Consider the following 19,774-nt stretch of genomic DNA (forward strand, 5'->3'; position numbering starts at 1 on the left):
CCGCCGCCTCCACGACACCCACGGCGTGGCCATGGCCGACTTCGCGCGGCGGCATTCGCGCGTGCATTTCATCGGCATCGGCGGCACCGGCATGAGCGGCATCGCCGAGGTGCTGTGCACGCTCGGCTACCAGGTGTCGGGATCCGATACCGCCGACAGCGCGGTCACCCGGCGCCTCGCCAGCCTCGGCGCCACCGTGCATCGCGGGCATGCCGCGGCCAATGTGCTCGCCAGCGACTGCGTGGTGGTGTCCAGCGCAATCAAGCCGGACAACCCGGAGCTGATGGAGGCGCGCGCCCAGCGCATCCCGGTGGTGCCACGCGCGGAAATGCTGGCCGAACTGATGCGCTTCCGCCGCGGCGTGGCCGTGGCCGGCACCCACGGCAAGACCACCACCACCTCGCTGCTTGCCAGCGTGCTCGCCGAAGGCGGGCTCGACCCGACCTTCGTGATCGGCGGCAAGCTGCTGGCCGCCGACGCCAACGCGCGCCTCGGCGGCGGTGACTGGCTGGTGGCCGAAGCCGACGAGAGCGACGGCAGCTTCCTGCGCCTGAACCCGCTGGTGGCGATCGTCACCAACATCGACGTCGATCATCTCGAGAACTACGGCGGCGACTTCGCGCGCGTGCAGCAGGCGTTCTCCGAGTTCCTGCACCGGCTGCCGTTCTACGGCCTGGCCGTGCTGTGCATCGACGATCCGGAAGTCGCCGCCCTGGCCGGCGCCGTGTCGCGCCACGTCATGACCTACGGCTTCCATGCCGATGCCGACGTCCGCGCCGAAAACGTGCGCCAGGAAGGCCCGACCATGTACTTCGACCTGGTCCTGCCCGACGCTTCGGCAACGCCCATGGAGCTTGCGCTGCCCGGCCGCCACAACGTGCAGAACGCGCTGGCCGCGGCGGCAGTGGCCTGGCAGCTGGGCGTGCAGCCCGAGGCCATCCGCGACGCGCTGGCGAAGTTCGAGGGCATCGGCCGCCGCTTCAACCGCCTGGCCGAACTGACCACCGCGCGCGGCGCCAGGGTGCAGCTGGTCGACGACTACGGCCATCATCCGCGCGAACTCGCTGCGGTGTTCGAGGCCGCCCGCGGCGGCTGGCCGGATCACCGCCTGGTGGTGGCATTCCAGCCGCACCGCTACAGCCGCACCCGCGACCTGCTCGACGATTTCGCCGGCGTGCTGTCCGAGGTCGACGCGCTGGTGTTGACCGAGGTCTATCCCGCGGGCGAACAGCCGCTGGCCAACGCCGACGCGCGTGCGCTCGCGCGTGCGATCCGCGCCCGCGGCCGCATCGACCCGGTGGTGGTCAACGGCCCCGGCGAGCTGCGCGACGTGCTGCCCGACATCCTTGAAGACGGCGACCTGCTGCTGGTGATGGGCGCCGGCGACATCGGCCAGGTGGCACAGCACCTGGTGGCCGAAGGATTCCCCAAGGCGGGGGAGGGCGCATGAGCGAGCGTCTGCCGCCGCCGCGCCTGCCGCCGATGAGCGTGACCGACCCGGCCGCCTTCGGCCGCGTCGCGGTGCTCATGGGTGGCGACACCAGCGAGCGCGAGGTGTCGCTGGATTCCGGCAGCAGCGTGCTTGCTGCGCTGCGCGCGCGCGGCGTCGATGCCGAGGCGGTCGATGGCGTGCCGGCGCTCCTCGCCGCGCTGCAGGGCGGTCGCTTCGACCGCGTGTTCAACATCCTCCACGGCGGCGTCGGCGAGAACGGCGTGCTGCAGGGGCTGCTGCAGGCGCTCGGCGTGCCGTTCACCGGCTCCGACGTGCTCGGCTGCGCGCTGACCCTCGACAAGATCCGCACCAAGCAGGTGTGGCAGTCCGAAGGCCTGCCCACGCCGCGCTACGAGCGCCTGGCGCAGGGCTCCGACCTGCGCGCCGCCGCCGCACGCCTGGGCTATCCGGTGTTCGTGAAGCCGTCGTCGGAAGGCTCCAGCGTCGGCGTGTTCCGCGTGCTTGCCGAGGCCGACCTCGCGCCCGCGATCGAATTCGCCGCCGGCTACGACGGCGAGCTGCTGATGGAGCAGATGGTGCGCGGCGACGAGCTCACCGTCGGCATCCTTGGCGACGTCGCCCTGCCATCGATCCGGATCGTGCCCGCCGGCGAATGGTACGACTACCACGCCAAGTACGTCGCCGAAGACACGCAGTACCTGTGCCCCGGGCTTGAAGGCGATGACGAGGCCGCCATCCGCGACCTCGCCCTGCGCGCGTTCCGCGCCGCCGGCTGCAGCGGCTGGGGCCGGGTGGACATCATGCGCGACCGCGAGCGCGGCATGCAGCTGATCGAAATCAATACCGCGCCGGGCATGACCAGCCATTCGCTGGTGCCCAAGGCCGCCGCGCAGCTGGGCTGCGACTACGCCGGGCTGTGCTGGCGCGTGCTGGAGCAGACGCTGTGAACGCGCTCGCCCGCATCCTGGCCTGGACGCTCGCGGTGGCGCTGATCGCGCTGCCGGTGGTGGCCGTGGTCCAGGGCTGGATCGGCGCCGAGCGCTGGCCGCTGCGCACCCTGCGCATCAACGACAACCTGCAGCAGGTCGATCCCGCGCGGGTGCGCGAAGTGGTGCTGCCCTATGCGCAGCAGGGCTTCTTCGCCGTGCGCCTGGACGAGGCCCGCGAGTCGGTCGCCCGCCTGCCGTGGGTGGAGCAGGCCGACGTCGGCAAACGCTGGCCGGACGTGCTTGAAGTGCGCGTGCAGGAGCACCGCCCGTTCGCGCGCTGGGGCGATGACCGCCTGCTTTCACTGCAGGGCAAGCTGTTCCCGGCCGAAGGCATCGACATGCCGCAGGGCCTGCCGCTGCTGCACGGTCCGGACGCCCGCGCCGAGGACGTCGTCGAGCTCTATCACGCCGCGCGCGAACTGTTCGCGCCGGCGGGCTATGGCGTCCGCGCGCTGCTGCTCGACAGCCGCGGCAGCTGGACCATGGTCCTGTCCAACGGCACCCGGGTGGCCATCGGCAGCCACCAGGTGCGCACCCGCCTGGCCCGCTTCGCCCGCCTGCTTCCGCAGCTTTTGACGCAGCGGCACCAGCCGCTGGAACGCGCCGATCTCCGCTACACCAATGGATTCGCCCTGACATGGGCCGAGGAACACACCGCATGAACCGCAAAGGCGACAAGGCCCTGATCGTCGGCCTCGACATCGGCACCTCCAAGGTGGTGGCCCTGGTCGGCGAGTACTCGCCGGGCAACCCCATCGAGGTGATCGGCATCGGCAGCCACGAGTCACGCGGGCTGAAGCGCGGCGTGGTGGTCGACATCGAATCCACCGTGCAGTCGATCCAGCGTGCGATCGAAGAGGCCGAGCTCATGGCCGGCTGCGACATCCGCTCGGTCTACGCCTCGATCTCGGGCAGCCATGTGCAGTGCAAGAACTCGCCGGGCATCGTCCCGATCCGCGATGGCGAAGTGACCTGGTCCGACCTCGACCGCGTGCTCGACGCCGCCAAGGCGGTCGCGATCCCGGCCGACCAGAAGATCCTGCACGCGATCCCGCGCGAGTACGTGCTGGACGATTCGCAGGAAGGCATCCGCAATCCGGTCGGCATGACCGGCGTGCGCCTCGAGGTGCATGCGCACCTGGTGGTGTGCGCGCAGTCGGCCGCGGCCAACATCTCCAAGTGCGTGCAGCGCTGCGACCTGCAGATCGATGACCTGGTGCTGTCGTCGCTGGCGTCCAGCACCGCGGTGCTGACCAGCGACGAGCGCGAGCTGGGCGTGGTGATGGTCGACATCGGCGCCGGCACCACGGATCTGGCGGTGTTCGTGCAGGGCGCGATCTGCCACACCTCGTCACTGCCGATCGCCGGCGACAAGGTCACCGAGGACATCGCGCACATGCTGCGCACGCCCACGCCCGAGGCCGAGCAGATCAAGGTCCGCTACGCCTGCGCGCTGGCGCAGCTGGCCACCAGCGAGGAGTCGATCCAAGTGCCGAGCGTCGGCGACCGCCCGCCGCGGCGCCTGCCGCGGCAGTCGCTGGCGCAGGCGGTGCAGGCGCGCTACGAGGAGATCTTCGAGATGGTGCAGGCCGAACTGCGCCGCTCCGGCTTCGAACAGCACGTGCGCGCCGGCATGGTGCTCACCGGCGGCGCCGCGAAGATGGAAGGCGTGGTCGAGCTGGCCGAAGAGATGCTGCAGATGCCGGTGCGCGTGGGCATTCCCCAGCACGTCACCGGCCTGGGCGAAGTGGTCAACAACCCGGTGCATGCCACCGGCGTCGGCCTGCTGCTGATGGGCAGCCAGATCGAGAACCCGCGCCGCCCGGTGCTGCCCACCGGGCGCGCCGGCAGCCTGCTGAAGAAGCTCAAGACCTGGTTCAACGGGGAGTTCTGACCATGCACGCATCCATGCCGCAGCTGGATCGACCCCGACCGCATTTGTGGGAGCGGCCATGGCCGCGAAAGGCAAGGCGACGACGAAAACCGCACGCGACAGCAACAAACAACAACTAGAAAACACCAGCACTACATAACGACATCAAAAGGACTACGGACATGGCGCATTTCGAACTGGTTGAAAAGATGGCCCCCAACGCCATCATCAAGGTCATCGGCGTGGGTGGCGGCGGCGGCAACGCGGTCAACCACATGGTCAGCAGCAGCGTGGACGGCGTGGAGTTCATCACCGCCAACACCGACTCGCAGGCAATCAAGAACTGCGGTTCCAAGCTGCAGCTGCAGCTCGGCACCGGCGTCACCAAGGGCCTGGGCGCGGGCGCGAACCCGGAAGTCGGCCGCCAGGCCGCGCTCGAGGACCGCGACCAGATCATGGAAGCGCTGCAGGGCGCGGACATGGTGTTCATCACCGCCGGCATGGGCGGCGGCACCGGCACCGGCGCCGCACCCGTGGTCGCGCAGCTGGCCAAGGAGATGGGCATCCTGACCGTCGCCGTGGTCACCAAGCCGTTCCCGTTCGAAGGCCGCCGCCGCATGCAGGTGGCGCTGAAGGGCATCGAAGAGCTGTCGGCGCACTGCGACTCGCTGATCACCATCCCCAACGAGAAGCTGATCACCGTGCTGGGCCGCAACGCCACCATGGTGCAGGCATTCCGCGCGGCCAATGACGTGCTGCTCGGGGCCGTGCAGGGCATCGCCGACCTGATCGTGCGCCCGGGCCTGATCAACGTCGACTTCGCCGACGTCCGCACCGTCATGTCCGAAATGGGCCTGGCGATGATGGGCACCGGGCATGCCCGCGGCGACGACCGCGCCCAGGCCGCCGCCGAGTCCGCGATCCAGAACCCGCTGCTCGACGACGTCAACCTGGCCGGCGCCAACGGCATCCTGGTCAACATCACCGCCGGCCCGGACTTCACCATGGCCGAGTTCGACGAGGTGGGCCGCACCGTGGAGAACTTCGCCAGCGAAGACGCGACCATCGTGATCGGCACCGTGCTCGACCCCGACATGCAGGACGACGTGCGCGTGACCGTGGTCGCCACCGGCCTCAACCGCGCCCAGGCGCGCGGCGTGGTGCGCGACAGCGGCTACGGCCGCGACGCCGGCTTCAACGAAGCCCCGCGCCGCCCGCACGTGCAGCTGATCAACACCGGCGGCCGCCGCGACGGCACCACCGGCATGCTGATCGACGAAGAAGAGGTGGCACAGCCGATGGCCGCCAGCGGTGGCATGGGCATGGGCCTGCGCCGCGGCTCCGCCGAACCCGCCGCCCCGAGCACCCCCGCCGTGGCCGATTTCGGCAGCAGCAGCGACGGCGGCTACCTCGACATTCCCGCCTTCCTCCGCCGCCAGGCCGACTGAGCCCTTGTGGGAGCAGCTATAGCTGCGATTCAGACCGTCAGGGACGCCGGATTACCTGTGGGAGCAGCTGGAGCTGCTCCCACAGCATGAGGGCGCCTGCGCTCCGTTCAGGTTCAGCGGCTCGCGTGCTAAATTGCGAACCGCTTCCGTTTGCCGGCCGCCTTGTCTGCCGCCGGCGCTTCCCCCAGAGTCCGTGAATGGTCCAGCAGCGCACCATCAAGAACATCACCCGCGCCACCGGCGTGGGGCTGCACAGCGGTGAGAAGGTCTATATGACCCTGCGCCCGGCACCGCCGGACTCGGGCATCGTCTTCCGGCGCGTCGACGTCGAGCCTGCGGTCGAGATCCCGGCCGCGGCGACGCTGGTGACCGAGACCACGCTGTGCACCGGCCTGTCCGTGGATGGCGCCAACGTGCAGACCGTCGAACACCTGATGTCGGCGCTGGCAGGCCTGGGCATCGACAACATCATGGTCGAGCTGTCGGCCGCCGAAGTGCCGATCATGGACGGCTCGTCCGGCCCGTTCGTGTTCCTGCTGCAGTCCGCGGGCGTCGTCGAGCAGGACGCGCCCAAGCGCTTCATCCGCATCAAGCGCCCGGTCGAGGTCCGCGATGGCGACAAGATCGCCCGCTTCGAGCCCTTCGACGGCTTCCGCCTGGGCTTCACCATCGACTTCAACCACCCCGCCATCCCGACCGCAAGGTCGCGGGCCGAGGTGGAATTCACCACCGAGAACTACATCCGCGAAGTCAGCCGCGCCCGCACCTTCGGCTTCATGCGCGACCTGGAGTACATGCGCGACCGCAACCTCGGCCTCGGCGGCTCGATGGACAATGCCATCGTGCTCGACGACTTCAGAGTGCTCAACGACGACGGCCTGCGCTACGCCGACGAATTCGTGCGCCACAAGATCCTCGACGCCGTGGGCGACCTGTACCTGGCCGGCCGGCCGATCATCGGCGCCTTCGAGGGCTACAAATCGGGGCATGCGCTGAACAACACGCTGGTGCGCGCCCTGCTTGCGGACGTGGATGCCTGGGAAGAAGTGACCTTCCCCGAGGCCGAGGTCGGACCGGTCGCCTACGGCGAACTGCAGCCGGTCGCCTGAGGGGTTGCAGCGCGACCGCCCGAGCTCCGCAGGCCAGCGATCGCCGCTATCGCGGCTCCTGCAACAACCGGGTCCGGACCTGTCTGGGGCTGTCGGTCGTTCACGCGTTCTTGCCGCTCAGGTCACATATTTACGGAAATTTAACGAAATCGGGACCAGAACACCGCGTTCGGTTAACGTTTCGGCGGGCAATGGCCGTTAGGATGCCCCGTCCGCGCCAGAAGCGCGGTCTGATTTCAGGACGCGTCCTTGCCGTTGCCAATGGCTTCGCGCAGGGACGCCAAGGCGGCCCGCAGCCCTTCCGGTGCGGACGCCGACAACGGACGTGCAGTCGCTTCGACCCGCGCAGGCGGGAAGAGCGGTTGGGTGGTCGTCTTGACCCTGAGCTCCCGGACCTTCAGCCCGTGCGAACGGGCGGCATCCAGGAGCGCTGGAGCGGCAAGCCTCAGGCTGGCGTTCCACAGCGGCGAATCCACCAGGTACACCAACCTTGCGCCATCCACATTTGCAAGTCGCGCGTGCGCGGACAGTGAAGGTGGGAGGTGGGGACGCAGGGTGCGGTCCAGTGCATCGAGCCACATGGCGCGCTGGATCGGGGAACGGCCGGAGACATCGGCCGCCAGCGCGTCGAAGACGGCGCGCGGACCTTTTGGGGAGACCGAATTGGCATTGCCAGAAGACATCCAGATGACTCTACACCGTACGCTTCAACACTCACACGACTGGCTCATGCATTACGTCCGCCGGGGCGGGCGCCGCCTGGCGCAGGCCGGCGGCAAGCAGCCGATGGCCCTGCTGGGCGCGACCCTGGTGCTGGGCGCCGCGATCGGCGCCGCCGTGCAGTCGGGCGAAGTCAACGCCCTGCGCGCCGAGATCGCCAGCCAGGACGCGCAGCTCGATGACACCCGCCGCGCCGCGCAGCGCGAGGTCAACGCACTGGCCGCCCGCCTGGGCGAGCTGCAGGCCCAGGCCAACCGCCTCAACGCCCTCGGCGACCGGCTGACCCGCGTCGCCCAGCTTGGCGACGGCGAATTCGACTTCAACAGCCCGGTGGGCGTCGGTGGCCACGGTCCGGTCCGCGACATGCCGGCCGGCGAGCTGCGCGAAGGCATCGCCGGCGTCGACGGCGAGTTCGGCATCGCCGGCGACCAGCTCTCGGTGCTCGAAATGCTGCTGTTCAACCGCGAAATCGACCGCAACTCGGTTCCTTCGCGCTCGCCGGTGGCCGCCAGCTACATCACCTCCGGCTTCGGCCGCCGCGCCGACCCCTTCGGCGGCGGCTCCGCGTACCACAAGGGCATCGATTTCGACGCCCGCACCGGCGACACGGTCATGGCCGTGGCCGACGGCGTGGTGAGCTACTCAGGCGTGCGCTCCGGCTACGGCAAGGTGGTCGAGATCGACCACGGCAACGGCTACGTCACCCGTTACGCCCACAACTCGGCCAACGTGGTGCAGGTCGGCGACCTGGTGCGCGTGGGCCAGCAGATCGCCCGCGCCGGCAGCACCGGCCGCAGCACCGGCGCCCACGTGCACTTCGAAGTGTGGGAGAACGGCCGCGTCGCCAACCCGCGCAAGTTCCTGGGCGAGCAGAAGAAGGCCTGACCGCTTGATAGGCGGGGTCCCGGACCCCACGCTACAATGTCGCAGCCAGCTGGAAAGGGCGCCTTGCGCCCTTTTCCCGTTTTTGCCCCCCTTCCACCAACCGGTCATCCAATGCTCAATCGCCTGCTCACCAGCGTCTTCGGCAGCCGCAACGAACGCATCGTCGGTCAGTACACGAAGATCGTCGCCAAGGTCAACGCGTTCGAACCGCAGATGCAGGCGCTTTCCGACGCCGAACTCCAGGCCAAGACCCCCGAATTCAGGCAGCGCATCGCCAACGGCGAATCGCTCGACAAGCTCCTGCCCGAAGCCTTCGCCGTCTGCCGCGAGGCCTCGGTGCGCGTGCTCGGCATGCGCCACTACGACGTGCAGCTGGTCGGCGGCATGGTGCTGCACACCGGCAAGATCGCCGAGATGCGCACCGGCGAGGGCAAGACCCTGGTCGGCACGCTGCCCACCTACCTCAACGCGCTCGACGGCAAGGGCGTGCACGTGGTCACCGTCAACGACTACCTGGCCCGGCGCGACTCGGCGTGGATGGGCAAGCTCTACAACTGGCTGGGCCTGTCGGTGGGCGTGGTCTATCCGGGCATGCCGCACGGCGACAAGAACGCCGCCTACAACGCCGACATCACCTACGGCACCAACAACGAGTTCGGCTTCGACTACCTGCGCGACAACATGGCGCTGTCGAAGGAGCAGCGCTACCAGCGCGGCCTGAACTACGCGATCATCGACGAGGTCGACTCGATCCTGATCGACGAGGCGCGCACGCCGCTGATCATCTCCGGCCCCGCCGACGAAACCCCCGACCTCTACATCAAGGTCAACCGCATCGTCCCCGAGTTCACCCGCCAGGCCAACGAAGAGGCCGAGGGCGACTACTGGGTGGACGAGAAGGGCAAGCAGGTGCACCTGTCGGAGTCCGGCCAGGAACTTGCCGAGACCCTGCTGCGCCGCGCCGGCATCCTCGAGGAAGACGACGGCCTGTACGACCCGCAGAACATCCACGTCGTGCACCACCTCAACGCCGCCATGCGCGCGCACGCGATCTACCAGCGCGACGTCGATTACATCGTCCGCGACGGCGAAGTGATCATTGTCGACGAGTTCACCGGCCGCACCCTGACCGGGCGCCGCTGGTCCGACGGCCTGCACCAGGCGGTCGAGGCCAAGGAAGGCGTGCCGGTGCAGCGCGAGAACCAGACGCTGGCCAGCATCACCTTCCAGAACCTGTTCCGCATGTACAACAAGCTTGCGGGCATGACCGGCACCGCCGACACCGAAGCCTTCGAGTTCCAGTCGATCTACAGCCTGGAAGTGGTGGTGATTCCCACCAACCGCGAGATGGTCCGCGTCGACCACCCGGATGCGGTGTTCCTCAACCGCGCCGGCAAGTACCGCGCCGTGGTCAACGAACTGAAGGAAGCGCACGCGCGCAAGCAGCCGGTGCTGGTCGGCACCACCTCGATCGAGGTCTCGGAGCTGCTCAGCGAGCAGCTGCGCGAAGCCGGCATCCACCACGAAGTGCTCAACGCCAAGCAGCACGAGCGCGAGGCGCAGATCGTGGCCAACGCCGGCACGCCCGGCGCGGTCACCATCGCCACCAACATGGCCGGCCGCGGCACCGACATCGTGCTTGGCGGTTCGCTCGAGGTCGAGATGGCCGCACTCGAGGCCGCGGGCGAAGTCGACGACGCCACCCGCGAACGCGTCAAGGCCGAATGGCAGCAGCGCCACGACGCGGTCAAGGCCGCCGGCGGCCTGCATATCGTCGGCACCGAACGCCACGAATCGCGCCGCATCGACAACCAGCTCCGCGGCCGCTCCGGCCGCCAGGGCGACCCGGGTTCCAGCCGCTTCTACCTGTCGCTTGAAGACAACCTGATGCGCATCTTCGCCGCCGACTGGGTGCAGAAGGTGATGGCGCGCATGGGGCTGAAGGAAGACGACATCATCGAGTCGCCGCTGGTCTCCAAGCAGATCGCCAACGCGCAGCGCAAGGTCGAATCGCACAACTTCGACATCCGCAAGAACCTGCTCGACTTCGACGACGTCAACAACGACCAGCGCAAGGTGATCTACGGCCAGCGCAACGAACTGCTCGAGTCCGACGACATCGCCGACAACATCGCCGGCATCCGCGGCGACGTCGTGGCCGAGACGGTGGACCGCTTCGTGCCGCCGGATTCGGTCGACGACCAGTGGGACCTCCCGGGCCTGCAGGCCACGCTCGAGGCCGACTTCAGCCTGCAGAGCGGGCTGGTGGAGTGGGCCGCCGCCCAGCCCGAGCTGGACGCCGAAGGCATCCTGCGCCACGTGCAGGAGCTGGTCGAGCAGAGCTATGCCGAGAAGGAGGCCAGCACCGGCCCCGAGACCATGCGCATGCTCGAAAAGCACATCATGCTCAGCGTGCTTGACGACAACTGGAAGCAGCACCTCGCGCGCATGGACTACCTGCGCCAGGGCATCCACCTGCGCGGCTATGCCCAGAAGCAGCCCAAGCAGGAATACAAGAAGGAAGCCTACGAGCTGTTCTCCGAGCTCTTGGAGAAGGTCAAGCGCGAAGTGGTGATGATGCTGGCCCGCGTGCGCGTGCGCACCGAGGAAGAGGTTGCCGCGATGGAAGCCCAGGAGCGCGCCCAGGCCGCCGCCCAGGCCGGCCAGATGCAGTTCCAGCATGCCGACAGCGGCGGCTACAGCGCCGACGAAGAGGCCGCCCAGCCCGACTACCAGCTTGACGGCGACCCCGCCGAGCGCATGCCCAAGGTCGGCCGCAACGACCCTTGCCCCTGCGGCAGCGGCAAGAAGTACAAGCACTGCCATGGGCAGATCACCTGACCCCGGGATCCCCCCTGTGGGAGCGGCTACAGCCGCGACCGCGCTGCAGGAGCAGCCGCTTGTGTGGGAGCGGCTATAGCCGCGATGGAATCTTCAGCCATGGCCGCGAATCGCCGCTATAGCGGCTCCCACAAAAGCAGTTGCCACAGAGGCAGCTCCCTCAAAAGCGGGCCCCACGAAGGCCGGGGCCGAAGTTGAACCCGGTCGAAGTCCTCGCCGCCGTCATCACCGACGCCAGCGGCCGCATCCTGCTGGCACGCCGCACCGCCAACCGCGACCTCGCCGGCCTCTGGGAATTTCCCGGCGGCAAGCGCGAGCCGGGCGAAACGCCCGAGGCCGCCCTGGTGCGCGAGCTGCACGAAGAGCTCGGCATCCAGGCCCAGGTCGGCGCGCACCTGATCACCGTCCCCCAGGCCTATCCCGGCAAGCGCCTGCGCCTGGACGTGCGCCACGTGACCCGCTGGACCGGCATCCCCCGCGGCCGCGAAGGCCAGGCCCTGGCCTGGGTGCCGCCGCACAAGCTGCCCAGCTACGCCATGCCGCCGGCGGACATCCCCGTCGTCGCAGCACTCCTGCAGCCGGCGCTTTACGCCATCAGCGCCGTTCCCACACAGGCCGCTGTGGCGCAGTGGCTTTCCGCCCTCGATGCGGCCCTCGACAGCGGCATCGCCCGCATCCAGATCCGCCTTCCCGGCCTCGGTCCCGGCCTGCAGCGCGAACTCAGCATCGCCGCCACCGAGCGCTGCCGCGCGGCCGGCGCAGACATCCTGGTCAACGGTGACGCTGATCTCGCCCGCGAACTCGGCATCGGCCTCCACCTTCGCGCCGCCCAGCTTGCCGGCCTGGACGCGCGGCCTGCGCTCGCGGACGGCGCGCTGCTGGCCGCCTCATGCCACAACGCCACCGACCTCTCCCATGCCACCCGCTTGGGCTGCGACTTCGCAATTGTCGGGGCGTTGAAGCCCACCGCAACGCATCCCGGGGATCCGGGCATCGGCTGGAATGCCTTCGCCCGCCTGCGTGAGGACGTCAGCCTCCCGATCTACGCCCTCGGTGGCTTGGCCCCCACCGACCTCGAAGACGCCCGTCGCCACGGCGCACAGGGCATCGCCGCCATCCGCAGCCTCTGGGGTGGCACACGGCGATAGCGGCCGCTCGGCCCTGGTCTCGGCGGCTGGGCTTCCCGGTGCGTTACCCGGCCGCCACGTACATATAGATCCCTCCTCCTGCCTGCACCAGGATCCAGATCCAGCCGGCGGCCGCACACTGAAAGCGCATGGCCGGACTGAGACCTTTGTATTCAGCCAGCCAAATGCCGGCGTTCGCGATCAGCAGCGAAATGCCCTGCATCACGACTCCGCCGCGCGGCGACAGAAGGGTGAATCCCGGGTAGCGGGTCATCAGCAGCGGGTAGCCGGCGAGGACGGCGAGGCTGGCGAGGGCGGCGAGGAGGCGCATTGCGGACATGGCGGGGGGATGCGGCGAGTGGTGGGACTCGCCGCTATAGCGGCTTCCACAGCGGTGGGGCGGGGCCTGCCAGGGTGAGGTAGCGCTCATGCAGCGCCGCCACGGCGGCATCCAGCGCCTCAAGCGGCCCGTCGTTGGCGATGACGTCGTCCGCCACCGCCAGCCGCTGCTCGCGGGTGGCCTGGGCGCGGATCATGTTCCAGGCCAGTGCCTCGTCGATGCCGTCGCGCCGCAGCAGGCGCTGCAACTGGAGCTCCACCGGCACGTCCACCACCAGCACGCGTTCGATCCACTCCGCGTAGGCGTCGCGGCCGGCTTCAGCGAACAGGGGGATGGCGGCTATCGCGTAGGGGCCAGGCGCGGCTTCACAGGCTGAGCGCAGCGCGCTGCGCACCCGGGGATGGATGATGGCTTCCAGCTGCAGGCGCGCGCCGCTGTCGGCGAAGACCCGCCGGCGCATGGCCGCGCGGTCCATGGCGCCGTCGGCCGCCAGCACCTCGGGGCCAAACGCCGCCACGATCTCGGCCAGCCCGGGCGTGCCGGGTTCCACCACCTCGCGCGCCGCGACGTCGGCATCCGCCACGGCGACCCCGAGCGCGCGGAAGCGGCGTTCGACTTCGGACTTTCCGGAGGCGATGCCGCCGGTGAGGGCGATGGTGTAGTGGGCCATTCAAGGAGTTTGGCAGATAGGGGCCATTCGCACGCCGGCATCCTGTGTTGTAGAAGCAGCTATAGCTGCGACCACAGTCATGGGTGCGCGCAGGGCCGTCAGGATTACGGCTCCGGCTGATCGCGGCTATAGCCGCTCCTACAAGTGTCAGAAGCCGGCGTAGGCTTTGTACGCGCCGATGATGTGATCGCCCCACATGAAGACGATCCAGCCGGCGATGGCCAGGAACGGGCCGAAGGGGATAGGCGTGGCCTTGTCGCGGCCCTTGATTGCAAGCCAGGCGCCGCCCACCACCGCGCCCACCAGCGACGACACCAGGATGATCGGCAGCACGCCCGCCAGCCCGCACCAGGCGCCCAGCGCGGCCAGCAGCTTGAAGTCGCCGTGGCCCATGCCGTCCTTGCCGGTCAGCTGCTTGAACACCCACCACACGCTCCACAGGCTCACATAGCCCGCGATCGCGCCCAGCAGGGCCTCCTTGGGCCCGTGATAGAGGTTCTCCACCGCCGCGATCAGCCCCAGCCACATCAGCGGCAAGGTGAGCGAGTCCGGCAGCAGCTGGGTGCGCAGATCGATGCCCGACAGCGCGATCAGGAAGCAGGTCAGCAGGCAGGCGCCAAAGCCCTGCCAACCGAAGCCGAAGGTCCACACGCAGGCCAGCAGCAGCAGCATGGTCAGCAGCTCGATGGCCGGATACTGCGCCGAGATCGGCGCCTTGCAGCTGCGGCACTTGCCGCGCAGCGCCAGCCAGCTCAGCACCGGGATGTTCTCGTACCAGCTCAGCTGGTGGCCGCAGTGCGGGCAGTGCGAGCGCTCCACCACGATGCCCGGCGGCGGCGGATCGTAGAGCTCCGGCTCGCCAAGCATCTCGCGGCTGTCGCGCTTCCACTGCCACTCCATGCGCCTGGGCAGGCGCAGAATGACCACGTTGAGGAAGCTGCCGACGAGCAGGCCGAGGCCTGCGACCAGCGGGTAGCCGATCTCCGGGTTCTGGTCGAGGAAGGCCATCCGTCAGACGACAGCGGCGAGCTTGAAGATCGGCAGGTACATGCCGATCACCATGCCACCGACGACGACGCCGATGAAGATCATGATCATCGGCTCCAGCAGACTCGACAGCGCGTCCACCGCGTTGTTCACCTCTTCCTCATAGAACTCGGCGACCTTGAACAGCATAGTATCGAGCGCACCGGCCTCTTCGCCGATTGCGGTCATCTGCACAACCATATGCGGGAACAGGTTGACCTGTTTCATCGACATGTTGAGGGGGTAGCCGACGGCAACATCGTCCTTGATATCGTGAGTGGCTTTCTCGTAGACGGTGTTGCCTGTGGCGCCGGCCACGATATCCAGCGCCTCAACCAGCGGTACGCCGGCCTTGAAAGTTGTAGCGAGCGTGCGAGCGAAGCGAGCGATTGAGGAGTTGTGCATGAGCTGCCCAATCACCGGCACTTTGAGGATCAGGCGATCGCACAAGTGCTGGAACGCCGGCGAGCGCTTGAAGAAGAATATAGCCGCAAAGATCGCAGCGCTGACGACCAGGAGGATCAGCCACCAGTAGGCCACCATGAAGTCGGAGGCAGCCACAATGAGCATTGTGAATGCAGGTAGATCCGCACCGAAACCTTGGAACACCGCTTCAAATTGTGGCACGACAAACACTAGCAGAATGGCGCTGACCATTATTGCCACTGCCACTACCGTAGTGGGATAGAAGAGAGCTTTTTTGATCTTGCCTTTTAGCGATTCAATGTTTTCCTTGTAGGTGGCGATCGTCTCGAGCACGGTCTCCAACACTCCCGCGCCTTCTCCGGCCTTTACCAAATTGCGGTACAGCGCGTCGAACTGCACGGGGTGCTTGCTCATGGCCTCGTAGATCGACGAGCCGCCTTCAAGATCAAGGCGCAGACTGTCGACCATCTTCGTCATGCGCGGGTTCTTGTTGCCGTTGCCGATGATCTCCAGCGACTGAACAATTGGCACGCCGGATTTGATCATCGTGGCCAGTTGACGGCTGAACACCGCGATCTCCTTGGCGGAGATGGTCTTTCCCGCGCTCCCGAACAGCGGCTTGGGCTTGAGCTTGACCACGGTTGGAGTGATGCCCTGGCGCCGAAGCTCGGCGCGCAGCAGGTTGGCGTTCTTAGCCGACTGCTCGCCCTTCATCTTCTTGCCGCGCTTGTCGGTGCCTTGCCAGACAAATGGCGCCAAGTCGACGCCCGCGCGAACAGGTGCGGCAGCCTTGCCCTTCGCGGACGTACGCGCAGCAGAACCGGTAACAGCCATCTTCAGACTCCCCAAAAGACCCGGAACCCCGACCGGGACGCAGGACTGCATCCTAAACCCTTGCGCGGAAAAGTGAAATTTACGTTTGTGACGTGGCTCAGGGTTCGGGCAAGTTCCGAGGGTCCCGCCGGTCAGTCCACCGTGATGCGGTTCATTTCAGCCAGACTCGTCCACCCGTTTTTGACCTTTCGCAGCGCCGACTGCCTCAAATCTTGGACCCCGGACTTCTCCGCGACCTCGGCGATCTGGAGCGCGTTGCCGCCCTCCAAGATGATTTCCTGGATCGCTTCGCTCATGGGCATCACCTGATAAACGCCCACGCGGCCCTTGTAGCCGCCAGTGCATTCGTCGCAACCAACGGGCTCGTAGACGGTGAAGCCCTGATTGATCTCCTCGGTGGTGAAGCCTTCGGCCAACAGGGCGTTGTCGGGCAGGTCATGCTGTTTCTTGCACTTGGGGCAGAGCCGGCGGGCCAGGCGCTGGGCGATGACCAGGGTCACGGAGCTGGTGATGTTGTAGGGCGCAATGCCCATGTTCATCAGGCGGGCGATGGTCTGGGGAGCATCGTTGGTGTGCAGGGTGGAGAGCACCATGTGGCCCGTCTGGGCTGCCTTGATGGCGATTTCAGCGGTCTCCAGGTCGCGGATCTCGCCAACCATGATGATGTCCGGGTCTTGGCGCAGGAAGCTGCGCAGGGCCGCAGCAAAGGTCATGCCCCGCTTCACGTTCTGCTGGACCTGATTGACGCCCGGCAGGCGGATTTCCACGGGGTCCTCTGCCGTCGAGATGTTCCGGGTCTCGTCGTTCAGAATGCCCAACGCCGTATACAGGCTCACGGTCTTGCCCGAGCCGGTAGGTCCTGTGACCAGTACCATCCCGTAGGGCTTGTGAATTGCCTCCAGGAACAGCTTTTGTTGGTCCGGCTCGTAGCCCAGCTTTTCGATACCAAGCTTGGCGGCGCTGCCGTCCAGGATACGCAGCACCACCTTTTCGCCGAACAGCGTTGGCAGGGTGCTGACACGGAAGTCGATCTGCTTGCTCTTGCTGAGATTGAGTTTGATGCGGCCGTCCTGCGGCACCCGCTTCTCGGCGATGTCCAGCTGGGCCATGACCTTCAGTCGGGCCGTGACGCGCTGGTTCAGCTTGACCGGCATTTTAGCGGCCTGCTTGAGGATGCCGTCGATGCGCAGGCGAACCCGGTAATCGTCTTCGTACGGCTCGAAGTGAATATCCGAAGCGCCCTTCTTGATCGCGTCGATCAGGATCTTGTTGATGAACTTCACTACCGGGGTGTCGTCGCCCTTGGCGTCGACGCCAGAGTCGGTACCCTCGTCCTCGCCGCCGGAGATGTCGAGGTTTTCCAGACCATCGCTGTCACCCAGTGCGTCGCCAAACGTATCCCCGGCGTCCTGCCACAGCTCCACGCATCGGCGGAGCTTGTCCTCGTCCATCAGGATGGGCTCAACCGTCAGATTAGTGTGGAACTTGACCTCATCTAGTGCATGGGTGTTTGTAGGGTCCGACGTGCCTACAAACAAGCGGCCACCACGTTTGAATAGCGGCAGCACTGTGTGCTTCGCCAGAAGCTCCTCACTGACGAGCTTGATGGCACTCAAGGTGCCATCCATTGTCAGGGGGTCGAATACAGGTACACCGAACTCCATCGAGTTCGCAGCAGCCATCTGGGCCGAGGTAATCAACTTGTGTTCGCGCAGGTACACGGCGACCGGCTTGCGCTCGTCGGTGGCCTTGCCCAAAGCTTCACGCGCGATGGACTCGTCCAGAGCCCCATCCATGACCAAGCGACGAGCAATACCGGTAATGCCAACTAAACTTGAAGTGGACATAGCGCTCATGATTGATCTCGACGGATAGTCAGCCCATATGAACCGTTATGGGCAACGATTTCAATGCTCGCCACTTGTTAGCCCACGAGTCTGCGAGCATTGGCGTCGGAGGAACAAAGAGGCCGCCTTGCGGCGGCCTCTTATTGATCAGTGCAAAGGGATTACTGGCACGTATTCGGCAGGTACTTGTCGTCAATCGTGGCCGCGGTGCAGGTCCAGTTGAAGTTGCCGTCGCCGGTTTCGGAGCCCTGAATCAGGACTTCCTCACCCTGAAGCCCAGCAGAGACATCCGCATCCTTGAACGTCAGGGTGATATCACAAGTCGGGTTGTCGGCAGCGGTGCCGTCGCCGATCGCGGCGGAAGCCACGTACTTTCCCTCGTACTCGTCGGGATCAGCAGGAAAGCCGGCGGTGGTGCCCAGAATCGGGCAAGCGCCAGCCTGCGTGTAATGTTCAGCGACGGCAATCTTGATACCGCTGGCAATGGTCTGCGATTCCGAGAACTGCGATTTTGTCACGTAGTTCTGGTACTGCGGGATCGCAATCGCCGCCAGGATAGCGATGATCGCAACAACGATCATCAGTTCGATGAGGGTAAAGCCCTTCTGCATCTTCATGGTGTATCCCCTAGGAGTGGATTGAACTTCACGTGCCGCGATGCCGGCTTGGGTTCCGGAACCGCTTTGCCGTGCAACGTTGCACGTGCGGTAGGAGTGTATGCAGAACCCGTGCCAAGTGTGGGCTTCGGGCTGTGGATGAATGGATGTGCAACCGAATTCACGGTCCGGGCTGCCGTTGCCGGTAACTACGCGACGCGATGCGTCACTTGCTGCCCCGGAAAGTGACGTTGGTTGTCAGCTTTCGGGCCTGATTTGTGACGCGCGTTGCGGCTCGTGTCTGGAGGGGGTTTTCGGGGTGCGCAGATGTCGGGTGGCTAAGTTGGCTGCAGTCGGGGCATTTGTGGCGCGGGAGGTCGCAGCCGTGGCTGCTCCTACAAGCGCGCGGGCCCGTGCAGTGCGATCACAGTGTGTCACCCGGAGCCCGGCCCCGGCGGCCGAGCCGGCCGGTACGCATGCTCGAAGTCCTCGCGCGTCAGGCCGGTCACGGAGGCAATGATGCTCTTGCACTCGTCACGGTAGGAGTCGACGTACTTCTGGTACGCCTCCAGCTCGGGGCTGTCGGCCTCGAGTACGGGGAACTCCGGCCTGGTCATGTAGTAGTTCGTCAGCCACAAGACCTCGGCGGCATTGCCCATCACCGCCTGCAGCCTGAGCCCGAAGCGCTCGAATCCCGGCCCGTCGTACTCCTGCCGGTGATGGCTGTCGTTCAACTGCTTGATGGAAGCCCGCAGGTCTTCGATACCGAGGTTGACCTCGTCCACATACTTGTGGACCAGTGCCATCGCGGTCCGCTGCACGCGGGTGAACACCAGCAGCGCGTCGTCATAGTGGCCCGCATACGCCCGGTTCGACAGCGGCAGCGGCAGCGAGGGGTCCACTCCGCCCAGCGAGTGGATCTGCAGGGTCCTGGCAAGGCTTGTCCAGACACGCCTGGATTCCTCATGCAGTTGCCGCAGCTCGCTCACGATCGCCCGCTTCAGCAGGTAGCGCCGGAGTACATCCTTGACCAGCGTCCCGAACTGGGTGCCCACCCAGCCGATCACGGCACCGGCGACCAGCCACACCCAGTTGTTTTCCATGCGCCCCTCCGTCCCGAGCCACCGCCTTCTCGCGGCAGTGTATGCAAGGGGATGCGCATGATGGCGACGTCCTGGCCACCGTGCAGGCCGGGCGCGAGCGGGCTATGGGGTTGGGCTGGCTACTGCGCCGGCCTGGGCCAGTCGGTCCTACTTCGCTGAACCAGCCAGGTCGCGCAACGTCTTGATCCGCACGGGGCGGCGATCCGGAAACTTCGCGACCAGATCCAGTTCGCCACCCATGGCGCGAACGTAGCCCTGCAAGGTGGACAGCAGCATGTCGGTGCGCCGCTCGTAGCGTGAAACGGTGTCCTGGCCGACGTTGAGCGTCTTGGCGAGTTGGCTCTGGGTGCAGTTCATGGCCTTGCGGAGATCCTGCAGGGACAACTCTTCGGCGATGAGTTCGGCTGCGCGTGCATTCACGCGCGCGCGCCTGTCTGCCGGAAGTTGTGCCAGTTTCTGATTCAGGGTCGTGACCGGGTTTTTCATG

At 66.7% G+C, this 19,774-nt stretch carries 18 protein-coding genes; 9 read left to right on the forward strand and 9 right to left on the reverse strand.

Annotation, left to right across the window (positions count from 1 at the left end; translation table 11 throughout):
- Nucleotides 1-31 precede the first annotated feature (31 nt).
- From murC to lpxC, 6 genes are all read left to right on the forward strand, one after another.
- Nucleotides 32-1,450, forward strand: coding sequence for a UDP-N-acetylmuramate--L-alanine ligase (gene murC, locus WCE37_RS09360; RefSeq protein ID WP_343279186.1), 1,419 nt, complete (start codon nucleotides 32-34; stop codon nucleotides 1,448-1,450).
- Nucleotides 1,447-2,400 (forward strand): D-alanine--D-alanine ligase, encoded by a 954-nt coding sequence (locus WCE37_RS09365; RefSeq protein ID WP_343279103.1) that lies wholly within the window; start codon nucleotides 1,447-1,449, stop codon nucleotides 2,398-2,400. Before murC ends, WCE37_RS09365 begins: the two co-directional genes overlap by 4 nt.
- Entirely contained in the window at nucleotides 2,397-3,104 is a 708-nt protein-coding gene (locus WCE37_RS09370) for a cell division protein FtsQ/DivIB (protein WP_343279104.1), read from the forward strand. The genes WCE37_RS09365 and WCE37_RS09370 overlap by 4 nt, the downstream gene beginning before the upstream one ends.
- Nucleotides 3,101-4,336 (forward strand): cell division protein FtsA, encoded by a 1,236-nt coding sequence (ftsA, locus tag WCE37_RS09375; protein WP_343254280.1) that lies wholly within the window; start codon nucleotides 3,101-3,103, stop codon nucleotides 4,334-4,336. The genes WCE37_RS09370 and ftsA overlap by 4 nt, the downstream gene beginning before the upstream one ends.
- 161 nt (nucleotides 4,337-4,497) lie before the next feature.
- Nucleotides 4,498-5,763, forward strand: coding sequence for a cell division protein FtsZ (gene ftsZ / locus WCE37_RS09380; protein ID WP_343279105.1), 1,266 nt, complete (start codon nucleotides 4,498-4,500; stop codon nucleotides 5,761-5,763).
- A 197-nt stretch (nucleotides 5,764-5,960) separates the two neighbouring features.
- Entirely contained in the window at nucleotides 5,961-6,872 is a 912-nt protein-coding gene (gene lpxC / locus WCE37_RS09385; protein ID WP_343279106.1) for a UDP-3-O-acyl-N-acetylglucosamine deacetylase, read from the forward strand.
- Nucleotides 6,873-7,108: 236 nt separating this feature from the next.
- On the opposite strand, the gene WCE37_RS09390 is transcribed toward lpxC, so the two are convergent.
- The gene (locus WCE37_RS09390) at nucleotides 7,109-7,555 is read right to left on the reverse strand and encodes a DciA family protein (protein ID WP_343279107.1); all 447 of its coding nucleotides are present in this window, start codon (nucleotides 7,553-7,555) and stop codon (nucleotides 7,109-7,111) included.
- A 46-nt stretch (nucleotides 7,556-7,601) separates the two neighbouring features.
- Here WCE37_RS09390 and WCE37_RS09395 point away from each other — a divergent pair, with 46 nt between their 5' ends.
- From WCE37_RS09395 to WCE37_RS09405, 3 genes are all read left to right on the forward strand, one after another.
- The gene (locus WCE37_RS09395; RefSeq protein ID WP_343279108.1) at nucleotides 7,602-8,477 is read left to right on the forward strand and encodes a M23 family metallopeptidase; all 876 of its coding nucleotides are present in this window, start codon (nucleotides 7,602-7,604) and stop codon (nucleotides 8,475-8,477) included.
- A 111-nt stretch (nucleotides 8,478-8,588) separates the two neighbouring features.
- Entirely contained in the window at nucleotides 8,589-11,318 is a 2,730-nt protein-coding gene (gene secA, locus WCE37_RS09400) for a preprotein translocase subunit SecA (RefSeq protein WP_343254275.1), read from the forward strand.
- Nucleotides 11,319-11,512: 194 nt separating this feature from the next.
- A complete protein-coding gene (locus tag WCE37_RS09405) occupies nucleotides 11,513-12,466 on the forward strand; it encodes a Nudix family hydrolase (protein WP_343279109.1) in 954 nt (317 codons plus the stop codon).
- 43 nt (nucleotides 12,467-12,509) lie between these two features.
- Here WCE37_RS09405 and WCE37_RS09410 read toward each other — a convergent pair whose 3' ends face one another.
- The 8 genes from WCE37_RS09410 to WCE37_RS09445 all read right to left on the reverse strand — a co-directional run bounded on the left by WCE37_RS09410 (nucleotide 12,510) and on the right by WCE37_RS09445 (nucleotide 19,773).
- Complete coding sequence (locus WCE37_RS09410; RefSeq protein ID WP_343279110.1) at nucleotides 12,510-12,785, reverse strand: hypothetical protein; 276 nt, start codon at nucleotides 12,783-12,785, stop codon at nucleotides 12,510-12,512.
- A 34-nt stretch (nucleotides 12,786-12,819) separates the two neighbouring features.
- Nucleotides 12,820-13,455 (reverse strand): dephospho-CoA kinase, encoded by a 636-nt coding sequence (coaE, locus tag WCE37_RS09415; RefSeq protein ID WP_343279111.1) that lies wholly within the window; start codon nucleotides 13,453-13,455, stop codon nucleotides 12,820-12,822.
- 147 nt (nucleotides 13,456-13,602) lie between these two features.
- On the reverse strand, nucleotides 13,603-14,463 hold the full coding sequence (locus WCE37_RS09420; protein ID WP_343279112.1) for an A24 family peptidase: 861 nt from the start codon (nucleotides 14,461-14,463) through the stop codon (nucleotides 13,603-13,605).
- Nucleotides 14,464-14,466: 3 nt separating this feature from the next.
- Entirely contained in the window at nucleotides 14,467-15,621 is a 1,155-nt protein-coding gene (locus WCE37_RS09425) for a type II secretion system F family protein (RefSeq protein WP_343279187.1), read from the reverse strand.
- 251 nt (nucleotides 15,622-15,872) lie between these two features.
- Nucleotides 15,873-17,597: a type IV-A pilus assembly ATPase PilB gene (pilB, locus tag WCE37_RS09430; RefSeq protein WP_343279113.1), complete on the reverse strand. Its 1,725-nt coding sequence runs from the start codon at nucleotides 17,595-17,597 to the stop codon at nucleotides 15,873-15,875.
- Between the two features lie 152 nt (nucleotides 17,598-17,749).
- Nucleotides 17,750-18,205: a pilin gene (locus tag WCE37_RS09435; protein WP_343279114.1), complete on the reverse strand. Its 456-nt coding sequence runs from the start codon at nucleotides 18,203-18,205 to the stop codon at nucleotides 17,750-17,752.
- Nucleotides 18,206-18,618: 413 nt separating this feature from the next.
- Nucleotides 18,619-19,287: a hypothetical protein gene (locus WCE37_RS09440; RefSeq protein ID WP_343279115.1), complete on the reverse strand. Its 669-nt coding sequence runs from the start codon at nucleotides 19,285-19,287 to the stop codon at nucleotides 18,619-18,621.
- 147 nt (nucleotides 19,288-19,434) lie between these two features.
- The gene (locus WCE37_RS09445; RefSeq protein ID WP_343279116.1) at nucleotides 19,435-19,773 is read right to left on the reverse strand and encodes a helix-turn-helix transcriptional regulator; all 339 of its coding nucleotides are present in this window, start codon (nucleotides 19,771-19,773) and stop codon (nucleotides 19,435-19,437) included.
- Between the last annotated feature and the right edge of the window lies 1 nt (nucleotide 19,774).

Origin of the sequence: Luteimonas sp. MJ250 (assembly GCF_039548455.1) — a bacterium.
In the GTDB taxonomy this organism is placed as follows: Bacteria; Pseudomonadota; Gammaproteobacteria; order Xanthomonadales; family Xanthomonadaceae; genus Luteimonas.

Bases quoted from the DNA above. Each gene is read 5' to 3' on its own strand.
- murC (WP_343279186.1), top strand. From the start codon at position 32: ATGGCCGACTTCGCGCGGCGGCATTCGCGCGTGCATTTCATCGGCATC.
- WCE37_RS09365 (WP_343279103.1), top strand. From the start codon at position 1,447: ATGAGCGAGCGTCTGCCGCCGCCGCGCCTGCCGCCGATGAGCGTGACC.
- ftsA (WP_343254280.1), top strand. From the start codon at position 3,101: ATGAACCGCAAAGGCGACAAGGCCCTGATCGTCGGCCTCGACATCGGC.
- ftsZ (WP_343279105.1), top strand. From the start codon at position 4,498: ATGGCGCATTTCGAACTGGTTGAAAAGATGGCCCCCAACGCCATCATC.
- lpxC (WP_343279106.1), top strand. From the start codon at position 5,961: ATGGTCCAGCAGCGCACCATCAAGAACATCACCCGCGCCACCGGCGTG.
- WCE37_RS09390 (WP_343279107.1), bottom strand. From the start codon at position 7,555: ATGTCTTCTGGCAATGCCAATTCGGTCTCCCCAAAAGGTCCGCGCGCC.
- WCE37_RS09395 (WP_343279108.1), top strand. From the start codon at position 7,602: ATGCATTACGTCCGCCGGGGCGGGCGCCGCCTGGCGCAGGCCGGCGGC.
- secA (WP_343254275.1), top strand. From the start codon at position 8,589: ATGCTCAATCGCCTGCTCACCAGCGTCTTCGGCAGCCGCAACGAACGC.
- WCE37_RS09410 (WP_343279110.1), bottom strand. From the start codon at position 12,785: ATGTCCGCAATGCGCCTCCTCGCCGCCCTCGCCAGCCTCGCCGTCCTC.
- coaE (WP_343279111.1), bottom strand. From the start codon at position 13,455: ATGGCCCACTACACCATCGCCCTCACCGGCGGCATCGCCTCCGGAAAG.
- WCE37_RS09420 (WP_343279112.1), bottom strand. From the start codon at position 14,463: ATGGCCTTCCTCGACCAGAACCCGGAGATCGGCTACCCGCTGGTCGCA.
- WCE37_RS09425 (WP_343279187.1), bottom strand. From the start codon at position 15,621: ATGAAGGGCGAGCAGTCGGCTAAGAACGCCAACCTGCTGCGCGCCGAG.
- pilB (WP_343279113.1), bottom strand. From the start codon at position 17,597: ATGAGCGCTATGTCCACTTCAAGTTTAGTTGGCATTACCGGTATTGCT.
- WCE37_RS09435 (WP_343279114.1), bottom strand. From the start codon at position 18,205: ATGAAGATGCAGAAGGGCTTTACCCTCATCGAACTGATGATCGTTGTT.
- WCE37_RS09440 (WP_343279115.1), bottom strand. From the start codon at position 19,287: ATGGAAAACAACTGGGTGTGGCTGGTCGCCGGTGCCGTGATCGGCTGG.
- WCE37_RS09445 (WP_343279116.1), bottom strand. From the start codon at position 19,773: ATGAAAAACCCGGTCACGACCCTGAATCAGAAACTGGCACAACTTCCG.